Here is a 15181-nt window from a genome sequence, read left to right as displayed (position 1 = left end):
TCCATATGCGCTTGACTGCGGCCATCCTTGGCCGCAGACATTCCCGGGAGGAACACCCACCACACCCTCGGCGTACCGAGGGAGTTATCTTCCGTAAATCGATGTGATCAGCGGCTGTTTACTTGTTCAGGTACAGCTCACGACCGATCAGCATCCGACGAATCTCGGACGTACCGGCACCGATCTCATACAGTTTGGCGTCGCGCAGCAGGCGGCCTGTCGGGTATTCGTTGATGTAGCCGTTACCGCCGAGCAGCTGGATGGCATCCAGGGCGATTTTGGTGGCCATTTCGGCGGAGTAGAGGATCGCGCCGGCGGCGTCTTTCCGGGTGGTTTCAGCGCCGCGGTCGGCGGACATGGCAACCATATAGACGTAGGATTTGGCGGTGTTCATCCAGGTGTACATGTCGGCAACTTTGCCCTGTACCAGTTCGAATTCGCCGATGGCCTGGCCGAACTGTTTGCGCTCGCGGATGTAGGGGACGACAACGTCCATAGCCGCCTGCATGATGCCCAGCGGGCCGCCGGAAAGAACGAGACGCTCGTAGTCGAGGCCACTCATCAGAACCCGTGCGCCGTTGCCTTCGCCGCCCAGTACGTTTTCCTTGGGTACTTTGCAGTCTTCGAACACCAGTTCGCAGGTGTTGGAGCCACGCATGCCGAGCTTGTCGAGTTTCTGGTGGCGGCTGAAGCCCGGGTAGTCTCGCTCTACGATGAAGGCGGTCACGCCGCGTGAGCCGGCCTGAGTGTCGGTCTTGGCGTAGATTACGTAGGTGTGGGCGTCCGGACCGTTGGTGATCCACATTTTGTTGCCGTTGAGAACGTAGTGGTCACCGGCGTCTTTGGCGCTCAGTTTCATGGAGATAACGTCGGAGCCGGCGTTGGGCTCAGACATGGCCAGGGCGCCGATGTGCTCGCCGCTCACCAGTTTTGGCAGGTATTTCTGTTTCTGTTCTTCGGTGCCGTTGCGGTGAATCTGGTTCACACACAGGTTGGAGTGGGCACCGTAGGAGAGGCCAACGGAGGCGGAAGCACGGCTGATTTCTTCCATGGCGATCACGTGGGCCAGGTAGCCCATGTCGGAGCCGCCGTACTCTTCTTTCACGGTGATACCCAGCAGGCCCATGTCGCCCATTTTCCGCCACAGGTCCATGGGGAATTCGTTGTTACGATCGATTTCCTCGGCGCGTGGCGCGATTTCTGCAGCGGCAAAGCCGTTGACCTGCTCGCGGAGCATATCGAGGGTTTCGCCGAGGCCGAAGTTGAGCTCTGAGTACTGTGATTTCATCGTTGGCTACCTTTGATTTCTGTCGATCATTAGTTTTCAGCGGTCTGCCTGGCCTCGTCGTTGGCCGGCGCCTGCTGTTTCTTTTTCTTTTGTAGCTCCGCCAGGGCTTCTCGGCACCGGGCTTCCGCTGTGTCTATTTCCATCTCTGCCTGGGCAATGTCGTTCTTCTGCTGTTCCAGCATGGCTTTGCGACCGTCCAGGATCTCCAGCATTTTCAAGAGCTGTTTTTCGTTACCGGTGAGGGTTTCATCCCACAAGTCAAACAGCTCCCGGGTTTCCGCCAGGGTGAAGCCCATGCGCTTGCCGCGAAGGATCAGTTTCAGACGCACCCGATCCTTGGTGCTGAAAATACGGGTCTGTCCGCGTCGGCGCGGCTTCAGCAGCCCCTGATCCTCATAGAAGCGGATGCTTCGCGTTGTGACATCGAACTCCTGTGAGAGCTCGCTGATGCTGAACGTTCTTTTTTCGACCATTGCGATTTCCTTTTTCGACTTAGGTTAGATAAAGTTTACGTAAACGTAAAGCAGTTTTCTGGTCCGATTTTAAACAAACAGAATTCCGAAAAGGGGAGTGAACGATGGATTTCAAAAATGTACCGGCCATTGTAACAGGCGGCGCTTCCGGGCTGGGCGAGGGTGCAGCCCGCGCGCTGGCAGCTTCCGGATGCAAGGTGGCAATCCTGGATCTGCAGAAAGAGCAGGGCCGCAAAGTGGCCGAGGACATCGGCGGGATTTTCCTCGAGTGTGATGTGAGCTCCCCCGATAGCGCGGAAGCTGCCATCAGTGCTGCCCGCGAGGCCCATGGTCCCTGCGGCATTGCCGTGAATTGTGCCGGTATTGCCACGGCTTCCAAGATTCTGGGCCGCGAAGGTGTGATGCCGCTGGAGAACTTCAGCAAGGTTATTCAGGTCAACCTGATTGGTACCTTTAACATTCTGCGTCTGGCCGCGGCGGATATGGCCCAGCGTGAACCCAATGCCGATGGTGAGCGTGGCGTAATCATCAACACGGCTTCCGTGGCGGCTTATGAAGGTCAGATTGGCCAGGCGGCCTACAGTGCCTCGAAGGGCGGTGTGGTATCGCTTACGCTTCAGTCAGCCCGTGAGCTGGCTCGCGAGGGCATCCGTGTAAATACGATTGCACCTGGCCTGTTCATGACACCCATGATGGCGGGTATGCCTGAGGAAGTTCAGGAAAGCCTGGCAGCCACGCTGCCGTTCCCGAAGCGTCTCGGCAAGCCGGAAGAGTTCGGCATGATGGTTGACCAGATGGTGCGCAACCCGATTCTCAACGGCGAAGTGATTCGCCTGGACTGCGCGCTCCGCATGGCGCCCAAGTGAAGCATTCAATTGCAGGAGACATACATGACCGTGTCTGTTGATAAAGAAGAACTGGCGATGTTCCGGGATTCCGTAATCAAGGTCCTGGAAAAAGAAGTGACGCCGCACTACGAAGCCTGGGAAAAATCCGGTCTGGTGCCCCGCGAACTCTGGAACACCCTGGGCAACGCCGGCATGCTTTGTGTGGATGTGCCTGAAGAGTGGGGCGGCATTGGTGCCCCCTTCCAGTTCTCCGTCGTTGTGGGCGAAGAACTGGCCCGCATGGGATTCGGCGCACTGTCCACCAACGTGATGGTGCATTCCGACATAGTGGCGCCTTACCTGAGCCACATGGGCAATGAAGAACAGCGTCAGCAATGGCTGCCAAAACTGGTCTCCGGCGAAGCCGTGGGTGCCATCGCCATGACCGAACCCGGTGCCGGCAGCGACCTGCAAGCGATTCGCACCAGCGCCGTGAAAGATGGCGACGAGTACATTCTGAACGGCTCCAAGACCTTCATCACTAACGGCCAGCACGCCGATATGGTGATCGTTGCCGCGAAAACCGACCCGAAGGCCGGCGCCCGCGGCATCAGCCTGTTTCTGGTAGACACTTCTTTGCCGGGCTTCAGCAAAGGCCGCAACCTCGACAAGATCGGCCAGCACTCCGGGGATACCTCCGAGCTGTTCTTCTCCGATATGCGCATCCCGGCCTCCGCTCTTCTCGGTGAAGAAGGGCAGGGCTTTGTGTATCTGATGAAGGAACTGCCCCGGGAACGCCTGGTGATCGGTGCTCTCGGCGTAGCCGCCGCCCGTGGTTCCCTGGACCTTACCATCGCCTACGCCCAGGAGCGGGAACTGTTCGGCCAGAAACTGGCCCAACTGCAAAACACCCGCTTTGAAATCGCTCGCATGGAAACCGACTACCGGGTCAACAAGGCCTTCGTGGACCAGTGCATCGACCAGTACGACCTGGGCGAACTGGACGCGCCTACCGCCTCCATGGCCAAGTACAGCGCCACTGAAATGCAGTGCCGCGTGGCCGATGGCTGCCTGCAGCTGTTTGGCGGTTACGGTTACACCACCGAATACCCGATTTCCCGGGCCTTTATCGACGCGCGGGTGCAGCGGATTTATGGCGGCACCTCGGAAGTCATGAAAGAAATTATTGCCCGGTCGGTACTGGGTAAAGCCTGATAAAGGCAGACGAACTCACAATCTGAAGGCCGGGTGCCAGATGCCTTTCAGGGACTGTCTGCAGCATGGATGCTGCAGTCAAGCGTACATGGACGTATTCACAGCGTGTCCCTGAAAGGCGTCTGGCACTTGGCCCAGCAGCAAATTAGAGGGCATTTAACATGAATGGTAACGACGTAGTAATCGCAGGCTCAGCAAGAACCCCGATGGGCGGCATGATGGGCTCCCTCAGCTCCGTGCGCTCTCCAGACCTGGGCGCCATCTCCATCAAGGCCGCCATCGAGCGCTCCGGCCTACAGCCTGCAGATGTGCAGGAAGTGATCATGGGTTGCGTACTGCCCGCAGGCCTCGGCCAGGCCCCGGCCCGCCAGGCCTCACGCGCCTCCGGCATTCCCGACAGCTCCGGCTGCACCACCATCAACAAGATGTGCGGCTCCGGCATGCAGGCCGTGATCATGGCTCACGACCAGATCAAAGCCGGTACCAACAACATCATGATCGCCGGCGGCATGGAAAACATGAGCCAGGCACCGTACCTGCTGCCCAAGGCCCGTGGTGGTATGCGCATGGGCCACGGCCAGGTGATGGACAGCATGTTCCTGGACGGACTTGAAGATGCCTACGAAGGCGGCCTGATGGGCGTCTTCGCCCAGCGCACTGCGGACAAGTACGACATCAGCCGCCAGGCCATGGACGAGTTTGCCATCGGCTCCCTGCAGAAATCCCTGGCCGCCATCGAAAACGGCTGGTTCCGTGACGAGATTGTTCCGGTAACCGTATCCGGCCGTGGCGGTGACACCGAAGTCGACACCGACGAGCAACCGGGCAACGCCAAGCCCGAGAAAATTCCCCACCTGAAGCCGGCCTTCGCCAAAGACGGCTCCGTGACTGCGGCCAACTCCAGCTCCATCAGCGACGGTGCCTCCGCCCTGGTACTGGCCTCCGCCGCCGAAGCTGACGCCCGCGGCCTCGTTCCCCAGGCCCGAATCGTGGCTCACGCCACCCACGCCCGCCTGCCAGCCGAGTTCACCCTGGCGCCCATCGGTTCCATCGAGAAGGTGCTGAAGAAAGCCGGCTGGAGCGTCGACGACGTGGACCTGTTCGAAATCAACGAAGCTTTCGCGGTGGTTACCCTGGCGGCCATGAACGAGCTGAAACTCCCGGCTGAAAAGGTCAACGTCCACGGTGGCGCCTGTGCCCTGGGGCACCCGATTGGCTCTTCCGGTTCGCGGATCATCGTTACACTGATCAATGCTCTGAAGCAGCGTGGGCTGAAGCGTGGTGTGGCTTCGCTGTGTATTGGTGGTGGCGAGGGCACTGCGGTTGCTATCGAGTTGATCTGATTTGGTGGAGTTGTCCTCGTTGTAGCCTGCCTGTTTAGGGGCGGGCTGCGGGGTGGCCGGTGAATTTTTCTTGGAAAAAGAACTCGCTTCGCTCAGACACCTTTTGCCGGCGAAAAATCCACCAGCCACCCCCACTGCCGGCCATCCCCCAAGGCAGAAGTCTCACCATCCCAGAAAGCCTGACTTGATATCAGTCATGCGGCCAATTCAATGATTTGCTAGCCTTCAATGCATTGAAATTCCCCGGCATTGGAGAAGGAAACCCCGTGCGAAAGCGCCACGAGTTTATCGAGGAATCCCGCAAACAGTGGAGTTCCGAGCCCGCGTTTGTGGCTTCCATGGCGGCCGCTGCCGTGGGGCTGGGGAACCTGTGGCGGTTCCCTTATATGGTGGGGGAGAACGGTGGTGGCGCTTTTGTGGTGGCTTACCTGCTGGCGCTGATTGTGGTGGTTCTGCCCATCATGATTCTGGAAGTGTCCGCCGGGCGGCTCTCCAAGGGCAGTACCGTTCAGACCTACCGGCAGGTGAACCGCTTTGGCGTGGTCTATGGCTGGTTTGTGGTTCTGATCACCATGGCCATTACCAGTTACTATCTGGTGATTACCGGCTGGACCCTGGGCTATGCAGTGGATGCCGCAACGGACGATCTCCGGGTGTTCGGGGATTTTACCGCCGGGTATAACTCGCTCTGGTACTTCTTCGCCGTGACCGTGCTGGGCGCCATCATCCTGGCCAAGGATGTGACAGCCATTGAGCTGATGTCGAAGATCCTGATGCCGGTATTGATCATTGTGATGATTGGGCTGGTGGTCTTCGCCAGCCGAACGCCTGGCTGGGAGCAGACCAAGGATTTCTTTTTTCAGGTGGACTGGAGCCGTCTGGCGGATGGGAAGCTTTGGGCATTCGCCTTCGGTCAGGCGTTCTACACGTTGGCGATTGGCCAGGGTTACCTGGTGACCTACGGGAGTTTCATCCCCCGACAGACCCACGTTCCCAGGGCCTGTCTGATTGTCGCAGGTACGGAGACCAGCGTGGCGTTGTTGGCAGGCTGGATGATCTTTCCGTTTGTGTTCAGCCTTGGCATGGAGCCCACGGAAGGCAGCCAACTTGCGTTCGTGACCATGCCCCGGGTGTTCGAGGACATGGTTGGTGGCTACTGTGTGGGCACGCTGTTTTTCAGCCTGTTCTTCATGGCGGCGTTCAGCTCCAGTCTGGCCGGTTTGAAGGTGATGATTGCTGCGGTGGCGGAAGAGTTCCGGCTGAGCAATGGCCGGGCGGTCAGTTTGGTTACCCTGGTCATGCTGGTGCTGGGTACAGCATCGGCGCTGAGTTTCACACCACTGGAGTGGAACATTTCCGGGGAGCCGGTCCTGGATGTGATCGACCGGGTGGCCGGCGGCAATGTGATTATCTTCTCCGGTGTCCTGGGCGCGGCCATGTTCTGCTGGTTTATACCACCGGAGAAGATCCGGACTGTGCTGGGTACGGAAAGCCGTTGGTGGGAATGGCGGATGTACCTGGTTGGCCGCTATCTGCCGCTGGTAATGGTGCTATGGATCGCGGTGACTTACGCTTTGAACCAGATGGGCATTACTCAGGCCTGACCTGAAATTCGCGGGGTTCGATCTTCAGTTTTTTAAGGCGCGAGGTCAGGGTGGTGGGTTTTATGCCCAGCATGGCCGCTGCGCCATCTTCGCCGAAGACCCGGCCACTGCTCATGGTGAGGGCCCGGGTCAGGTTCTGCTTCTCCAACTCCCGTAACTCCTGTTCAGTCATCAATTCGCCGCTGTAATGTCTCGCGGGGGGCGTTGTTGGGTTTATACGGGCGGTGGAATCCGGCCCGGGCAGGTCAAGGTCCAGCCGGCCGTCGGCGGTGATCACCTGGCGCTCGATCACGTTCTCCAGCTCCCGCACATTGCCCGGCCAATGATAGGCCTTCAGGGTTTCCACATCCCTCTCTCGCAGCGCCAGAGTGGGGCGGTTGAACTTCTGGCAGGCCCGGTTCAGAAACTCCTGGGCCAGGATGGGGATGTCTTCCAGACGCCGGCGCAAGGGAACGGACTCGATGGGAAACACGTTCAGACGGAAATACAGGTCCTCCCGGAAGGTTTTCTGCTGCACTTCGGCTTTCAGGTCGCGGTTGGTGGCGGCGATAACGCGCACGTCCACGGCCCGGGTGCGGTTTTCCCCCACCCGCTCGAATTGCTGATCCTGGAGCACCCGAAGTAGTTTGCCCTGCAGCTCCAAAGGGATTTCGCCGACTTCATCCAGGAACAGGGTGCCGCCGTCGGCCAGTTCAAATCGGCCGACGCGATCACTCACAGCGCCGGTGAAGGCTCCTTTGATGTGGCCGAAAAACTCGCTCTCGAACAGATCCTTGGGGATGGCTGCACAGTTCACCCGGATCAGGGGGCGATCCCGCCGGCTGCTGGATTGGTGAATGGCCCGTGCGATCAGTTCTTTGCCCGTGCCGGATTCACCGGTGATCAGCACGTTGGCATCGGTGGGCGCCACCATGCCAATCCGGCGTACGATGGCCTTGATGGCATCGCTTTGGCCGAAGATCTCGTGGAAGTGGTACTCGGCGCTTAATTCTTCCTGCAAATAGGCGTTTTCCATTTCCAGGCGGCGCTTGAGGGTCTCCACCTCTTCCAGTGCCTTGTGCAATTCGTTCTGGGCTTCCTGGCGGGCGGAGATATCCCGGAACACCACCACAGCACCCACCGGATGGCCGTTGTCGAGAATGGGTGTGCTGGTGTATTCCACCGGAAAGCCACTGCCATCCTTACGCCAGAACCAGTCCTCGCCAACGCGCTTCACGCTGGCATCGCGGAAGGCCGCGTATATCGGGCAGTCCTTCAGTGGGTACAGGCTGCCGTCCGCGTGGGAATGATGCACCACGCGGTGCAGGACCCGACCCATCAGTTCGTCAATTCGCCAACCCAGCATGCGCTCTGCTGCGGGGTTCGCGAAGGTGCCTCGACCCTCGGCATCCACCCCGTAGATGCCTTCCCCGACGGCATGCAGGATCAACTGGTTTTCTCTCTCCATGTCCTTGAACAGCTCCTCCACCCGTCGCCACTCGAGCAGGCCGCCCCGGTGGTAGTGGTTGGCATCGTGGCGTTCCCGGAGGGTGCGTAATTGGCGCCGGTCTCGAAGTAAAAGAAGTATGTTCTGGGATTCCGCCTCGCCGACCCGGGACGAGGAGATTTCGAGTTCCACAGTGTGGCCGTCCCGATGCTGCAGGAAGAAATCGCGGCTCCAGCCATGACTGCGAAACAGAGTCTCTTCGGTAAAGGCGATCAGTTGTGGGCGCTGGTCTGTGAACAGATGGGTGCAGGGTGTCCCCGTCAGCGATTGACGGTCCGTGCCGATCATCCGGCCCATGGCGCTGTTGGCAGACAGAATCAGATCCCGCGCAGCGTCCACCAGCAGGGCCGCTTCCGGGAGATGATCGATCCAGTTGCAGGTTATTTCAGAGCTGATGATTGCTTCGTTATTCATGGCGGCTTCCCGAGTCAGTCTGTCGGAGAAGAATCAATCCCCGTGCCAACTACGAATATTCGCAGTCGACGCTACGAAAAGTCGTTAATTACGAAATATCGTAGCTCGATTGTTTGCTGGCTTCTGAATATTGGGCATTTAAAAACAAAGGGTTAAAAAAATTTCTGCACTTGGCACAAACCCTGCGATACCTCCTTCAGAACGCGCAGCCGGCCTGCCCCTGTTTCGACCGTCGGGCCCGAGTCGCATCTTTGTTGCACCACAAGAGTGCAGAAATAACCAGTAAATCACGCTAAACGCAGGAGAGTGCCCCATGACCACGAAAAGCCTCGGAAATCCTTTTGATGGTGACAAATCCCTGATTCACGCAAAGACTTGCGGCTGCCCTGAGTGCAAGCCGGGTGACAGCGCCACGTCTATTTCCCTTGATCTCAAGCCTTCTGCCGGCCAGCAGGCAGTGGCGGACGAGCGTCTGGACTCAGAAGCGATGATGGACCGTGCCATTGAGGGCGCCGTCGTGCGCTCAGTGTTTGGTCACAACGAACACAGCCGGCGCAGCTTCATGAAGATGATGGGAGCGGGCACCGCAGCGGCCGTTCTGGGCAGTGTGTTCCCTATGGAAAAGGCCAAGGCCGCGGTGAAGGAGTCTCTCGGCAAGCTTGAGAAAACCAAGCTGAATGTCGGCTTTGTACCCATTACCTGCGCCACGCCAATCATTATGGCTCACCCCATGGGTTTCTATGAGCGTTACGGCCTGGATGTCACCGTGACCAAAACCGCCGGCTGGGCCGTGGCTCGCGACAAGTCACTGGCGGGCGAATACGACGCTTCCCACATGCTGACTCCCATGCCCCTGGCGATGACCATGGGCGCCGGCTCCACACCGGAGCCATATATCATGCCCGCGGTTGAAAACATCAACGGCCAGGCGATCGTCCTGCACGTGGACCACAAGGACAAGCGCGATCCCAAGCAGTGGAAGGGCTTTAAGTTCGGGGTGCCGTTCGAGTACTCCATGCACAACTTCCTGTTGCGCTACTACCTGGCCGAGAATGGCGTCGACCCGGACAAAGACGTGCAAATCCGTGTGGTACCGCCACCTGAGATGGTTGCTAACCTGCGCGCCGGTAACCTCGATGGTTACCTCTCCCCGGACCCGTTCAACCAGCGTGCCGTTTGGGAGAAGGTCGGCTTTATCCACATGCTGACCAAAGACATCTGGGAAGGTCACCCGTGCTGTGCCTTCGCCTGCAGCCAGCAGTTCGCCACCCAGAACCCGAACACCTACGGCGCCCTGTTGCGGGCAATTATCGATGCCACCCAGTACTCCAACAATCCGGATAACCGTAAGGAAATCTCCGAAGCCATTGCGCCCAAGAACTACCTGAACCAGCCGGTGCCGGTGATTCAGCAGGTGCTGACCGGCTACTACGCCGATGGCCTTGGCGAGGTGAAAGACGTTCCGGACCGCATTGATTTCGATCCGTTCCCCTGGCACTCCATGGGCGTCTGGATTCTCACCCAGATGAAGCGCTGGGGGTATATCGAAGGTGATGTGGACTACAAGGCCATCGCCGAACAGGTGTACCTGGCCAGCGAGACCGGAAAACTGATGGAAGAAATGGGTTACTCCGCACCGGATAAAACCTACAAGACCCACACCATCATGGGCAAGACGTTCGATCCGGATAGCGCCGAAGAGTATACCCGCAGCTTCGCAATCGGGAGGGTGTAATCATGGCTTCTCTGAACGTCCGGGCAGCACTGCTGTCGGTTTCGTTCCTGATTCTGGCCCTGGGGCTCTGGGAAATGGCAACCCAGCCCCCGGAGGCCCAGACAGGACTGACCGAGTACGAAATGCTGATGGGTGGTGTGGAGCAGGAATCCCGCGTGCCGCCACCCTCGGCGGTGATCAAGCTGGCCTGGGCGGAGCTGTCCAACCCGTTCTATGACGCCGGCGCCAACGACAAGGGTATCGGTATTCAGTTGGCCTACTCGGTATACCGGGTACTGACCGGGTATCTGGCGGCCATGGCCATCGCACTGCCTATCGGCTTCCTGATCGGTATGTCGCCGCTGATGTACAAGGCACTGAACCCCTACATTCAGGTGCTGCGACCGATCTCTCCTCTGGCCTGGATGCCGTTGGCTCTGTTCATCATCCAGGACTCCGACGCCTCGGCGATCTTTGTGATCTTTATCTGCTCGATCTGGCCGATGCTGCTGAACACGGCCTTCGGTGTGGCCAACGTACGGCAGGACTGGGTGAACGTGGCCCGTACCCACGAGCTCAGCCCGATCAAGACGGCACTTACGGTCATTCTGCCGGCCGCCGCTCCCACGATCCTGACCGGCATGCGCATCTCCATCGGCATCGCCTGGCTGGTCATTGTCGCCGCTGAAATGCTCGTGGGTGGTACTGGCATTGGTTACTACGTGTGGAACGAATGGAACAACCTGGATCTGGCCAGTGTGATCTTCTCCATCCTGATGATCGGGGTGGTGGGCATGCTGCTGGACCTGGCCCTGGGCAAGGCCCAGAAACTGGTGGAATACAAAGAATGAGCGGTCCGGCACCGGTTACCGGTGTCGGCCTCAACCCTCCGAATGGAGACCTGTTATGAGTAAATCATTCCTGGAAGTAGATGGCCTGTCCAAGGTGTATCCGGACGGCCAGGGCGGTGAGTTGACCGTCTTCGAGGATATCCGCTTCGCCCTGGAGAAAGGTGAGTTTGTTTGCATCATCGGCCACTCCGGCTGCGGCAAATCCACCATCCTGAACGTGCTGGCAGGCCTGGACGAAGCCAGTGCCGGCAACGTGGTAATGAGCGGCAAGGAAATCAAAGGCCCCGGTCTTGAACGCGGCGTGGTGTTCCAGAACTACAGTCTGCTGCCCTGGAAAACCACTCTGAACAACATCGTGTTCGCAGTGAAAGCCCGCTGGCCTGAGTGGTCAAAAGAGAAAGTGAAGGAACACAGCGAGCGCTACCTGAAAATGGTGGGCCTGGACCACGCCCTGAACCGCAAGCCGTCCCAGCTATCTGGCGGCATGCGTCAGCGGGTGAGTATCGCCCGGGCCTTCGCCACCCAGCCGGAACTCCTGCTGCTGGACGAGCCTTTCGGCGCGCTGGATGCGCTCACTCGTGCTGTGATCCAGGACGAACTGGTGAAAATCTGGGAAGAAACCCGCCAGACCGTGTTCATGATCACCCACGACGTGGACGAAGCCATTCTGCTTTCCGACCGCATCTTCCTGATGTCCAACGGCCCCAACGCCTGCATCGCCGAAAGCGTGAAAGTGGACATCCCACACCCACGGGCCCGGGCCACCATCTTCCAGAACCCGGCCTACCACAAGACCCGGGATTACCTGGTGGACTTCCTGGTCAACCGCAGCGGCTCGGCCCTGCCGGAAAAAGACGGCAGCCCGAAAGTTGCCGAGCCTGCCAAGGGCGTCAGTCAATCAACGCCCGAGGTGTCCAAAACCGAATCCGAAACCACCGCCCGCGCGGTAAATGCCTGACGTTACAACCCAAGAGAGGAAAACAGCCATGATGAACAAAGAACTGATGACCGCAAAAATCCTGGAAGCCAAAGTGTCCAAGGGCATGACCTGGGAAGCCATCGCCGAAGCCATCGGCATGTCCCCGGTGTTCACCACCTCGGCCGCCCTGGGCATGAACAGCCTCAGCGAAGACAAGGCTTTTGCCCTGTGCGAAACCCTGGGCCTGGAAAAGCCGGTGGCCGAAGCTCTGCAGGTGTGCCCGAAAAAAGCCTGGGATGGTGCCGTGCCCCAGGATCCGCTGATCTACCGTCTGTATGAAGTGGTGGGCGTTTACGGCGACACCATGAAGGAACTCATTCACGAGAAGTTCGGTGACGGTATCATGAGTGCCATCGATTTCACCATGGACATCGAGAAGGAGGAGAATCCGAAGGGCGACCGTGTTGTCGTGACTATGAACGGGAAGTTCCTGCCTTATAAGGCCTGGTAAACGTTCGAACGGAAGCTTCGGAGTGGGCCCGCCTTTGTAGCCTGTTGGTTGAGGGGCGGGCTTGCGGGGTGGCAGGTGGATTTCTCTTGGAAAAAGCAACTCGCTTCGCTCAGACATCTTTTTCCGGCGAAAAATCCACCTGTCACACCGCGCCGACGTGCAACACGGGTTCACCGGCTTAAAGACGTTGTGCTTTCTTCTTTCTCCAGAAATATCGTTGCTGCCCGTCGGTAGGGGGTGGGGGTATCTTTTCTGACAGGGAAAAGATGTCTGAGCGCAGCGAGTTGCTTTTCCCCGAAGAAAAGATACCCCCACCCCCGTACCTGCCCGCCAGACCTCAGGTTACGAAAAGAATATGCCCCCAGAGCCTTAGGCCGATCGAGACCGGGCCAAAGACCCAGCCGCCAGGGCAACCTCTGCAACCGTATGCAGTTTCTCCAGTTGCGACTGCAACATGGCAATCGGCCGCGTGCCCTCCAACGTCAACGCGATATCCAGATGCTCGCCGGCGGTTTCTACGGCCATGGTGGCGATCCGGAACCCGCGGATGCGGACCACCTGGCAGAGCCGCTCCAGGGCGGCGGCTTCGTGGGTCATTCGGCAGTTGATGGTGTAGCTGGGCGTAGATGGCTTGCTTTGCGGGTTCATGCAACTTGCTCCTTGCTGGCTTTGTCGGTTCGGGCGGTTTCGTCGATCATGTCGGTGTTGCTGGCGCCGGGTTTGACGATGGGCCAGACGTTTTCTTCCCGGCTGATGGCTACGTGCAGCAGCATCGGGCCGTTGTAGGCCAGGATGGTTTCGATGCCACGGCGGATCTGGTCCGTGCGTTCGATGTGCAGGGCCGGGATGTCGAAGGCGCGGGCCATGGCAACGAAGTCAGGATTGTCGTCCAGGTTTATCTGGCTTTCCCGGTTGTTGTAGAACAGCTCCTGCTGCTGGCGGACCATGCCAAGGCACTGGTTGTCCATCACGATCAGTTTTACCGGCAGGTTGTAGCGGCGGATGGTGGCGAGCTCCTGGGCGTTCATCATGAACGAGCCGTCGCCTGTGACGTTGATGACGGTGCTATTCCGATCCGCAAACTGCGCGCCGATGGCTGCGGGCAGGCCGAAGCCCATGGTGCCCAGGCCGCCGCTGGTGAGGTGGTGGCGTGGGTGATCGAAATCGTAGTGCTGGGCCACCCACATCTGGTGTTGGCCAACGTCGCAGGCAATTATGGTGTCGTCTGGAGCGATCCGGGAGAGCTGGCGAATGAAGGCCGGGCCGGTGATCGGGGCCAGGGGCTCTTCGTTGTCGGCGGCGTGGAAGCCACCGGTGGTGTACCAGGTGCGGCACTGTTTTCGCCACTCCTTGATGGCCAGTGGCTCTGCTTGCAATGCCTCAGTCAGTGACGTCAGGATTTCGTTCAGGTCGCCCCGGATGGCCAGATCGGCGTCGCGAAGTTTGTTGATCTCGGCGGCGTCGGCGTCGATGTGGATCAATTTGGCGTTGGGGGCAAAGCCGTCGAGTTTGCCGGTGGCGCGGTCGTCCAGGCGGGCACCGATGACCAGCAGCAGGTCGCACTCGTCGACGGCCTTGTTGGCGGCCCGGGAGCCGTGCATGCCCAGCATGCCGAGGTTGTAGGGGTTGTGTTTGCCGGGGTTGCCAATGCCCTTCAGCGTGACAACCGCCGGCAGGGCTGAGGATTCGGCAAAGGCCCGGAAGGTCTCCTCGGCATGGGCCAGGCTGATACCGCCACCACTGTAGAGCAGGGGCTTATGAGCGGCCCGCAACATCGCCAGGGCTTCCTTCAGGTCTGGCGAAGTTGGCTCACAGGACTGGGCCTGGGGGAAGGGGGCATCGGCAACGTTGCTCAGCAACAGGTCCTTGGGGATATCAATCCAGACCGGTCCGGGGCGGCCGCTCTGGGCCAGCTCGATCGCCTCTTCCATGATGGCGGGCAGGCTGTCGGCATCGTCGATCAGGTAGCTGTGTTTAACGATGCCCAGGGTCATGCCCAGTACGTCGGTTTCCTGGAAGGCGTCGGTGCCGATCAGGCCGGACGGCACCTGGCCGGTGATGACCAGCATGGGAATGGAATCCCGGTGGGCGTTGGCAACGCCGGTGATCAGGTTGGTGGCACCGGGGCCAGAGGTGGCAATGCAGACGCCCAGCTTGCCGCTGGCCCGGGCGTAGCCATCGGCCGCCAGGGCACAGCCCTGTTCGTGGCGGCACAGCACGTGTTCCACGCCCACATCGTCCACCAGCGCGTCGTATAGCGGCATGATGCAGCCGCCCGGATAGCCAAATACCGTGCTGATGTTGTGGCGGTGGAACGCTTCAAGAATGTGCTGTGCGCCGTTCATGGTCGTTTTTCCCTTTTCTTTTGCCGTAAAAAAAGAAACCCCCGGGACCTTTCGGTGCCGGGGGTTTCTGGTGTTTTGTCAGGTTTGTCGCTATCTCACCCGCTTGTCCACGCAGAAGCCCCCGGACGGTACCACGACCACCAGGACAAGCTTCACAAGGACAATCACTGCGTTGAGATTCATAAAATCGA

13 protein-coding genes are annotated in these 15181 nt (G+C 59.3%); 8 read left to right on the top strand and 5 right to left on the bottom strand.

Annotated features, from left to right (window positions below; genetic code table 11):
• Nucleotides 1–118: 118 nt before the first annotated feature.
• Together ABNF92_RS04655 and ABNF92_RS04650 are read right to left on the bottom strand one after the other, a co-directional pair.
• Nucleotides 119–1288 carry an isovaleryl-CoA dehydrogenase gene (locus ABNF92_RS04655; protein ID WP_069183909.1) on the bottom strand — a complete coding sequence of 390 codons (1170 nt, stop codon included), beginning with the start codon at nucleotides 1286–1288 and terminating at the stop codon, nucleotides 119–121.
• Between the two features lie 29 nt (nucleotides 1289–1317).
• Entirely contained in the window at nucleotides 1318–1761 is a 444-nt protein-coding gene (locus ABNF92_RS04650; protein ID WP_069183908.1) for a MerR family DNA-binding transcriptional regulator, read from the bottom strand.
• 104 nt (nucleotides 1762–1865) lie between these two features.
• Here ABNF92_RS04650 and ABNF92_RS04645 point away from each other — a divergent pair, with 104 nt between their 5' ends.
• From ABNF92_RS04645 to ABNF92_RS04630, 4 genes are all read left to right on the top strand, one after another.
• Nucleotides 1866–2627 carry a 3-hydroxyacyl-CoA dehydrogenase gene (locus ABNF92_RS04645; RefSeq protein WP_069183907.1) on the top strand — a complete coding sequence of 254 codons (762 nt, stop codon included), beginning with the start codon at nucleotides 1866–1868 and terminating at the stop codon, nucleotides 2625–2627.
• Between the two features lie 24 nt (nucleotides 2628–2651).
• A complete protein-coding gene (locus ABNF92_RS04640) occupies nucleotides 2652–3803 on the top strand; it encodes an acyl-CoA dehydrogenase family protein (protein WP_014576486.1) in 1152 nt (383 codons plus the stop codon).
• A gap of 161 nt (nucleotides 3804–3964) precedes the next feature.
• The gene (locus ABNF92_RS04635; protein ID WP_069183906.1) at nucleotides 3965–5146 is read left to right on the top strand and encodes an acetyl-CoA C-acyltransferase; all 1182 of its coding nucleotides are present in this window, start codon (nucleotides 3965–3967) and stop codon (nucleotides 5144–5146) included.
• Nucleotides 5147–5412: 266 nt separating this feature from the next.
• Nucleotides 5413–6750, top strand: coding sequence for a sodium-dependent transporter (locus ABNF92_RS04630; protein ID WP_349343584.1), 1338 nt, complete (start codon nucleotides 5413–5415; stop codon nucleotides 6748–6750).
• Here the strand turns inward: ABNF92_RS04630 and ABNF92_RS04625 are convergent.
• Nucleotides 6737–8650, bottom strand: a complete 1914-nt coding sequence (locus ABNF92_RS04625; RefSeq protein ID WP_349343583.1) for a sigma 54-interacting transcriptional regulator — start codon at nucleotides 8648–8650, stop codon at nucleotides 6737–6739. The two genes, ABNF92_RS04630 and ABNF92_RS04625, sit on opposite strands and share 14 nt — an antisense overlap.
• Nucleotides 8651–8963: 313 nt before the next feature.
• Between ABNF92_RS04625 and ABNF92_RS04620 the strand changes: the two genes are divergently transcribed.
• From ABNF92_RS04620 to cynS, 4 genes are read left to right on the top strand one after another with little or no spacing between them, the layout of a single operon-like run.
• A complete protein-coding gene (locus tag ABNF92_RS04620) occupies nucleotides 8964–10385 on the top strand; it encodes an ABC transporter substrate-binding protein (protein WP_349343582.1) in 1422 nt (473 codons plus the stop codon).
• A gap of 2 nt (nucleotides 10386–10387) precedes the next feature.
• The gene (gene ntrB / locus ABNF92_RS04615; protein WP_349343581.1) at nucleotides 10388–11215 is read left to right on the top strand and encodes a nitrate ABC transporter permease; all 828 of its coding nucleotides are present in this window, start codon (nucleotides 10388–10390) and stop codon (nucleotides 11213–11215) included.
• Nucleotides 11216–11270: 55 nt separating this feature from the next.
• Entirely contained in the window at nucleotides 11271–12173 is a 903-nt protein-coding gene (locus tag ABNF92_RS04610) for an ABC transporter ATP-binding protein (protein ID WP_349343580.1), read from the top strand.
• A 28-nt stretch (nucleotides 12174–12201) separates the two neighbouring features.
• Complete coding sequence (gene cynS / locus ABNF92_RS04605) at nucleotides 12202–12645, top strand: cyanase (RefSeq protein WP_069183900.1); 444 nt, start codon at nucleotides 12202–12204, stop codon at nucleotides 12643–12645.
• A gap of 369 nt (nucleotides 12646–13014) precedes the next feature.
• On the opposite strand, the gene ABNF92_RS04600 is transcribed toward cynS, so the two are convergent.
• Both ABNF92_RS04600 and ilvG read right to left on the bottom strand, forming a co-directional pair.
• Complete coding sequence (locus tag ABNF92_RS04600; RefSeq protein WP_349343579.1) at nucleotides 13015–13293, bottom strand: ACT domain-containing protein; 279 nt, start codon at nucleotides 13291–13293, stop codon at nucleotides 13015–13017.
• Complete coding sequence (gene ilvG / locus ABNF92_RS04595) at nucleotides 13290–14990, bottom strand: acetolactate synthase 2 catalytic subunit (RefSeq protein ID WP_349343578.1); 1701 nt, start codon at nucleotides 14988–14990, stop codon at nucleotides 13290–13292. The genes ABNF92_RS04600 and ilvG overlap by 4 nt, the downstream gene beginning before the upstream one ends.
• Nucleotides 14991–15181: the final 191 nt, after the last annotated feature.

Source organism: Marinobacter sp. MMG032, from assembly GCF_040112695.1.
GTDB classification, from domain to species: Bacteria; Pseudomonadota; Gammaproteobacteria; order Pseudomonadales; family Oleiphilaceae; genus Marinobacter; species Marinobacter salsuginis.
The sequence above is the reverse complement of the archived record's forward strand: the minus strand, read 5'-3'. Positions and strand labels throughout refer to the sequence as shown.

Bases quoted from the DNA above. Each gene is read 5' to 3' on its own strand.
- ABNF92_RS04625 (WP_349343583.1), bottom strand. From the start codon at position 8,650: ATGAATAACGAAGCAATCATCAGCTCTGAAATAACCTGCAACTGGATC.
- ABNF92_RS04610 (WP_349343580.1), top strand. From the start codon at position 11,271: ATGAGTAAATCATTCCTGGAAGTAGATGGCCTGTCCAAGGTGTATCCG.
- ABNF92_RS04650 (WP_069183908.1), bottom strand. From the start codon at position 1,761: ATGGTCGAAAAAAGAACGTTCAGCATCAGCGAGCTCTCACAGGAGTTC.
- ABNF92_RS04635 (WP_069183906.1), top strand. From the start codon at position 3,965: ATGAATGGTAACGACGTAGTAATCGCAGGCTCAGCAAGAACCCCGATG.
- cynS (WP_069183900.1), top strand. From the start codon at position 12,202: ATGATGAACAAAGAACTGATGACCGCAAAAATCCTGGAAGCCAAAGTG.
- ABNF92_RS04600 (WP_349343579.1), bottom strand. From the start codon at position 13,293: ATGAACCCGCAAAGCAAGCCATCTACGCCCAGCTACACCATCAACTGC.
- ilvG (WP_349343578.1), bottom strand. From the start codon at position 14,990: ATGAACGGCGCACAGCACATTCTTGAAGCGTTCCACCGCCACAACATC.
- ABNF92_RS04645 (WP_069183907.1), top strand. From the start codon at position 1,866: ATGGATTTCAAAAATGTACCGGCCATTGTAACAGGCGGCGCTTCCGGG.
- ntrB (WP_349343581.1), top strand. From the start codon at position 10,388: ATGGCTTCTCTGAACGTCCGGGCAGCACTGCTGTCGGTTTCGTTCCTG.
- ABNF92_RS04655 (WP_069183909.1), bottom strand. From the start codon at position 1,288: ATGAAATCACAGTACTCAGAGCTCAACTTCGGCCTCGGCGAAACCCTC.
- ABNF92_RS04620 (WP_349343582.1), top strand. From the start codon at position 8,964: ATGACCACGAAAAGCCTCGGAAATCCTTTTGATGGTGACAAATCCCTG.
- ABNF92_RS04640 (WP_014576486.1), top strand. From the start codon at position 2,652: ATGACCGTGTCTGTTGATAAAGAAGAACTGGCGATGTTCCGGGATTCC.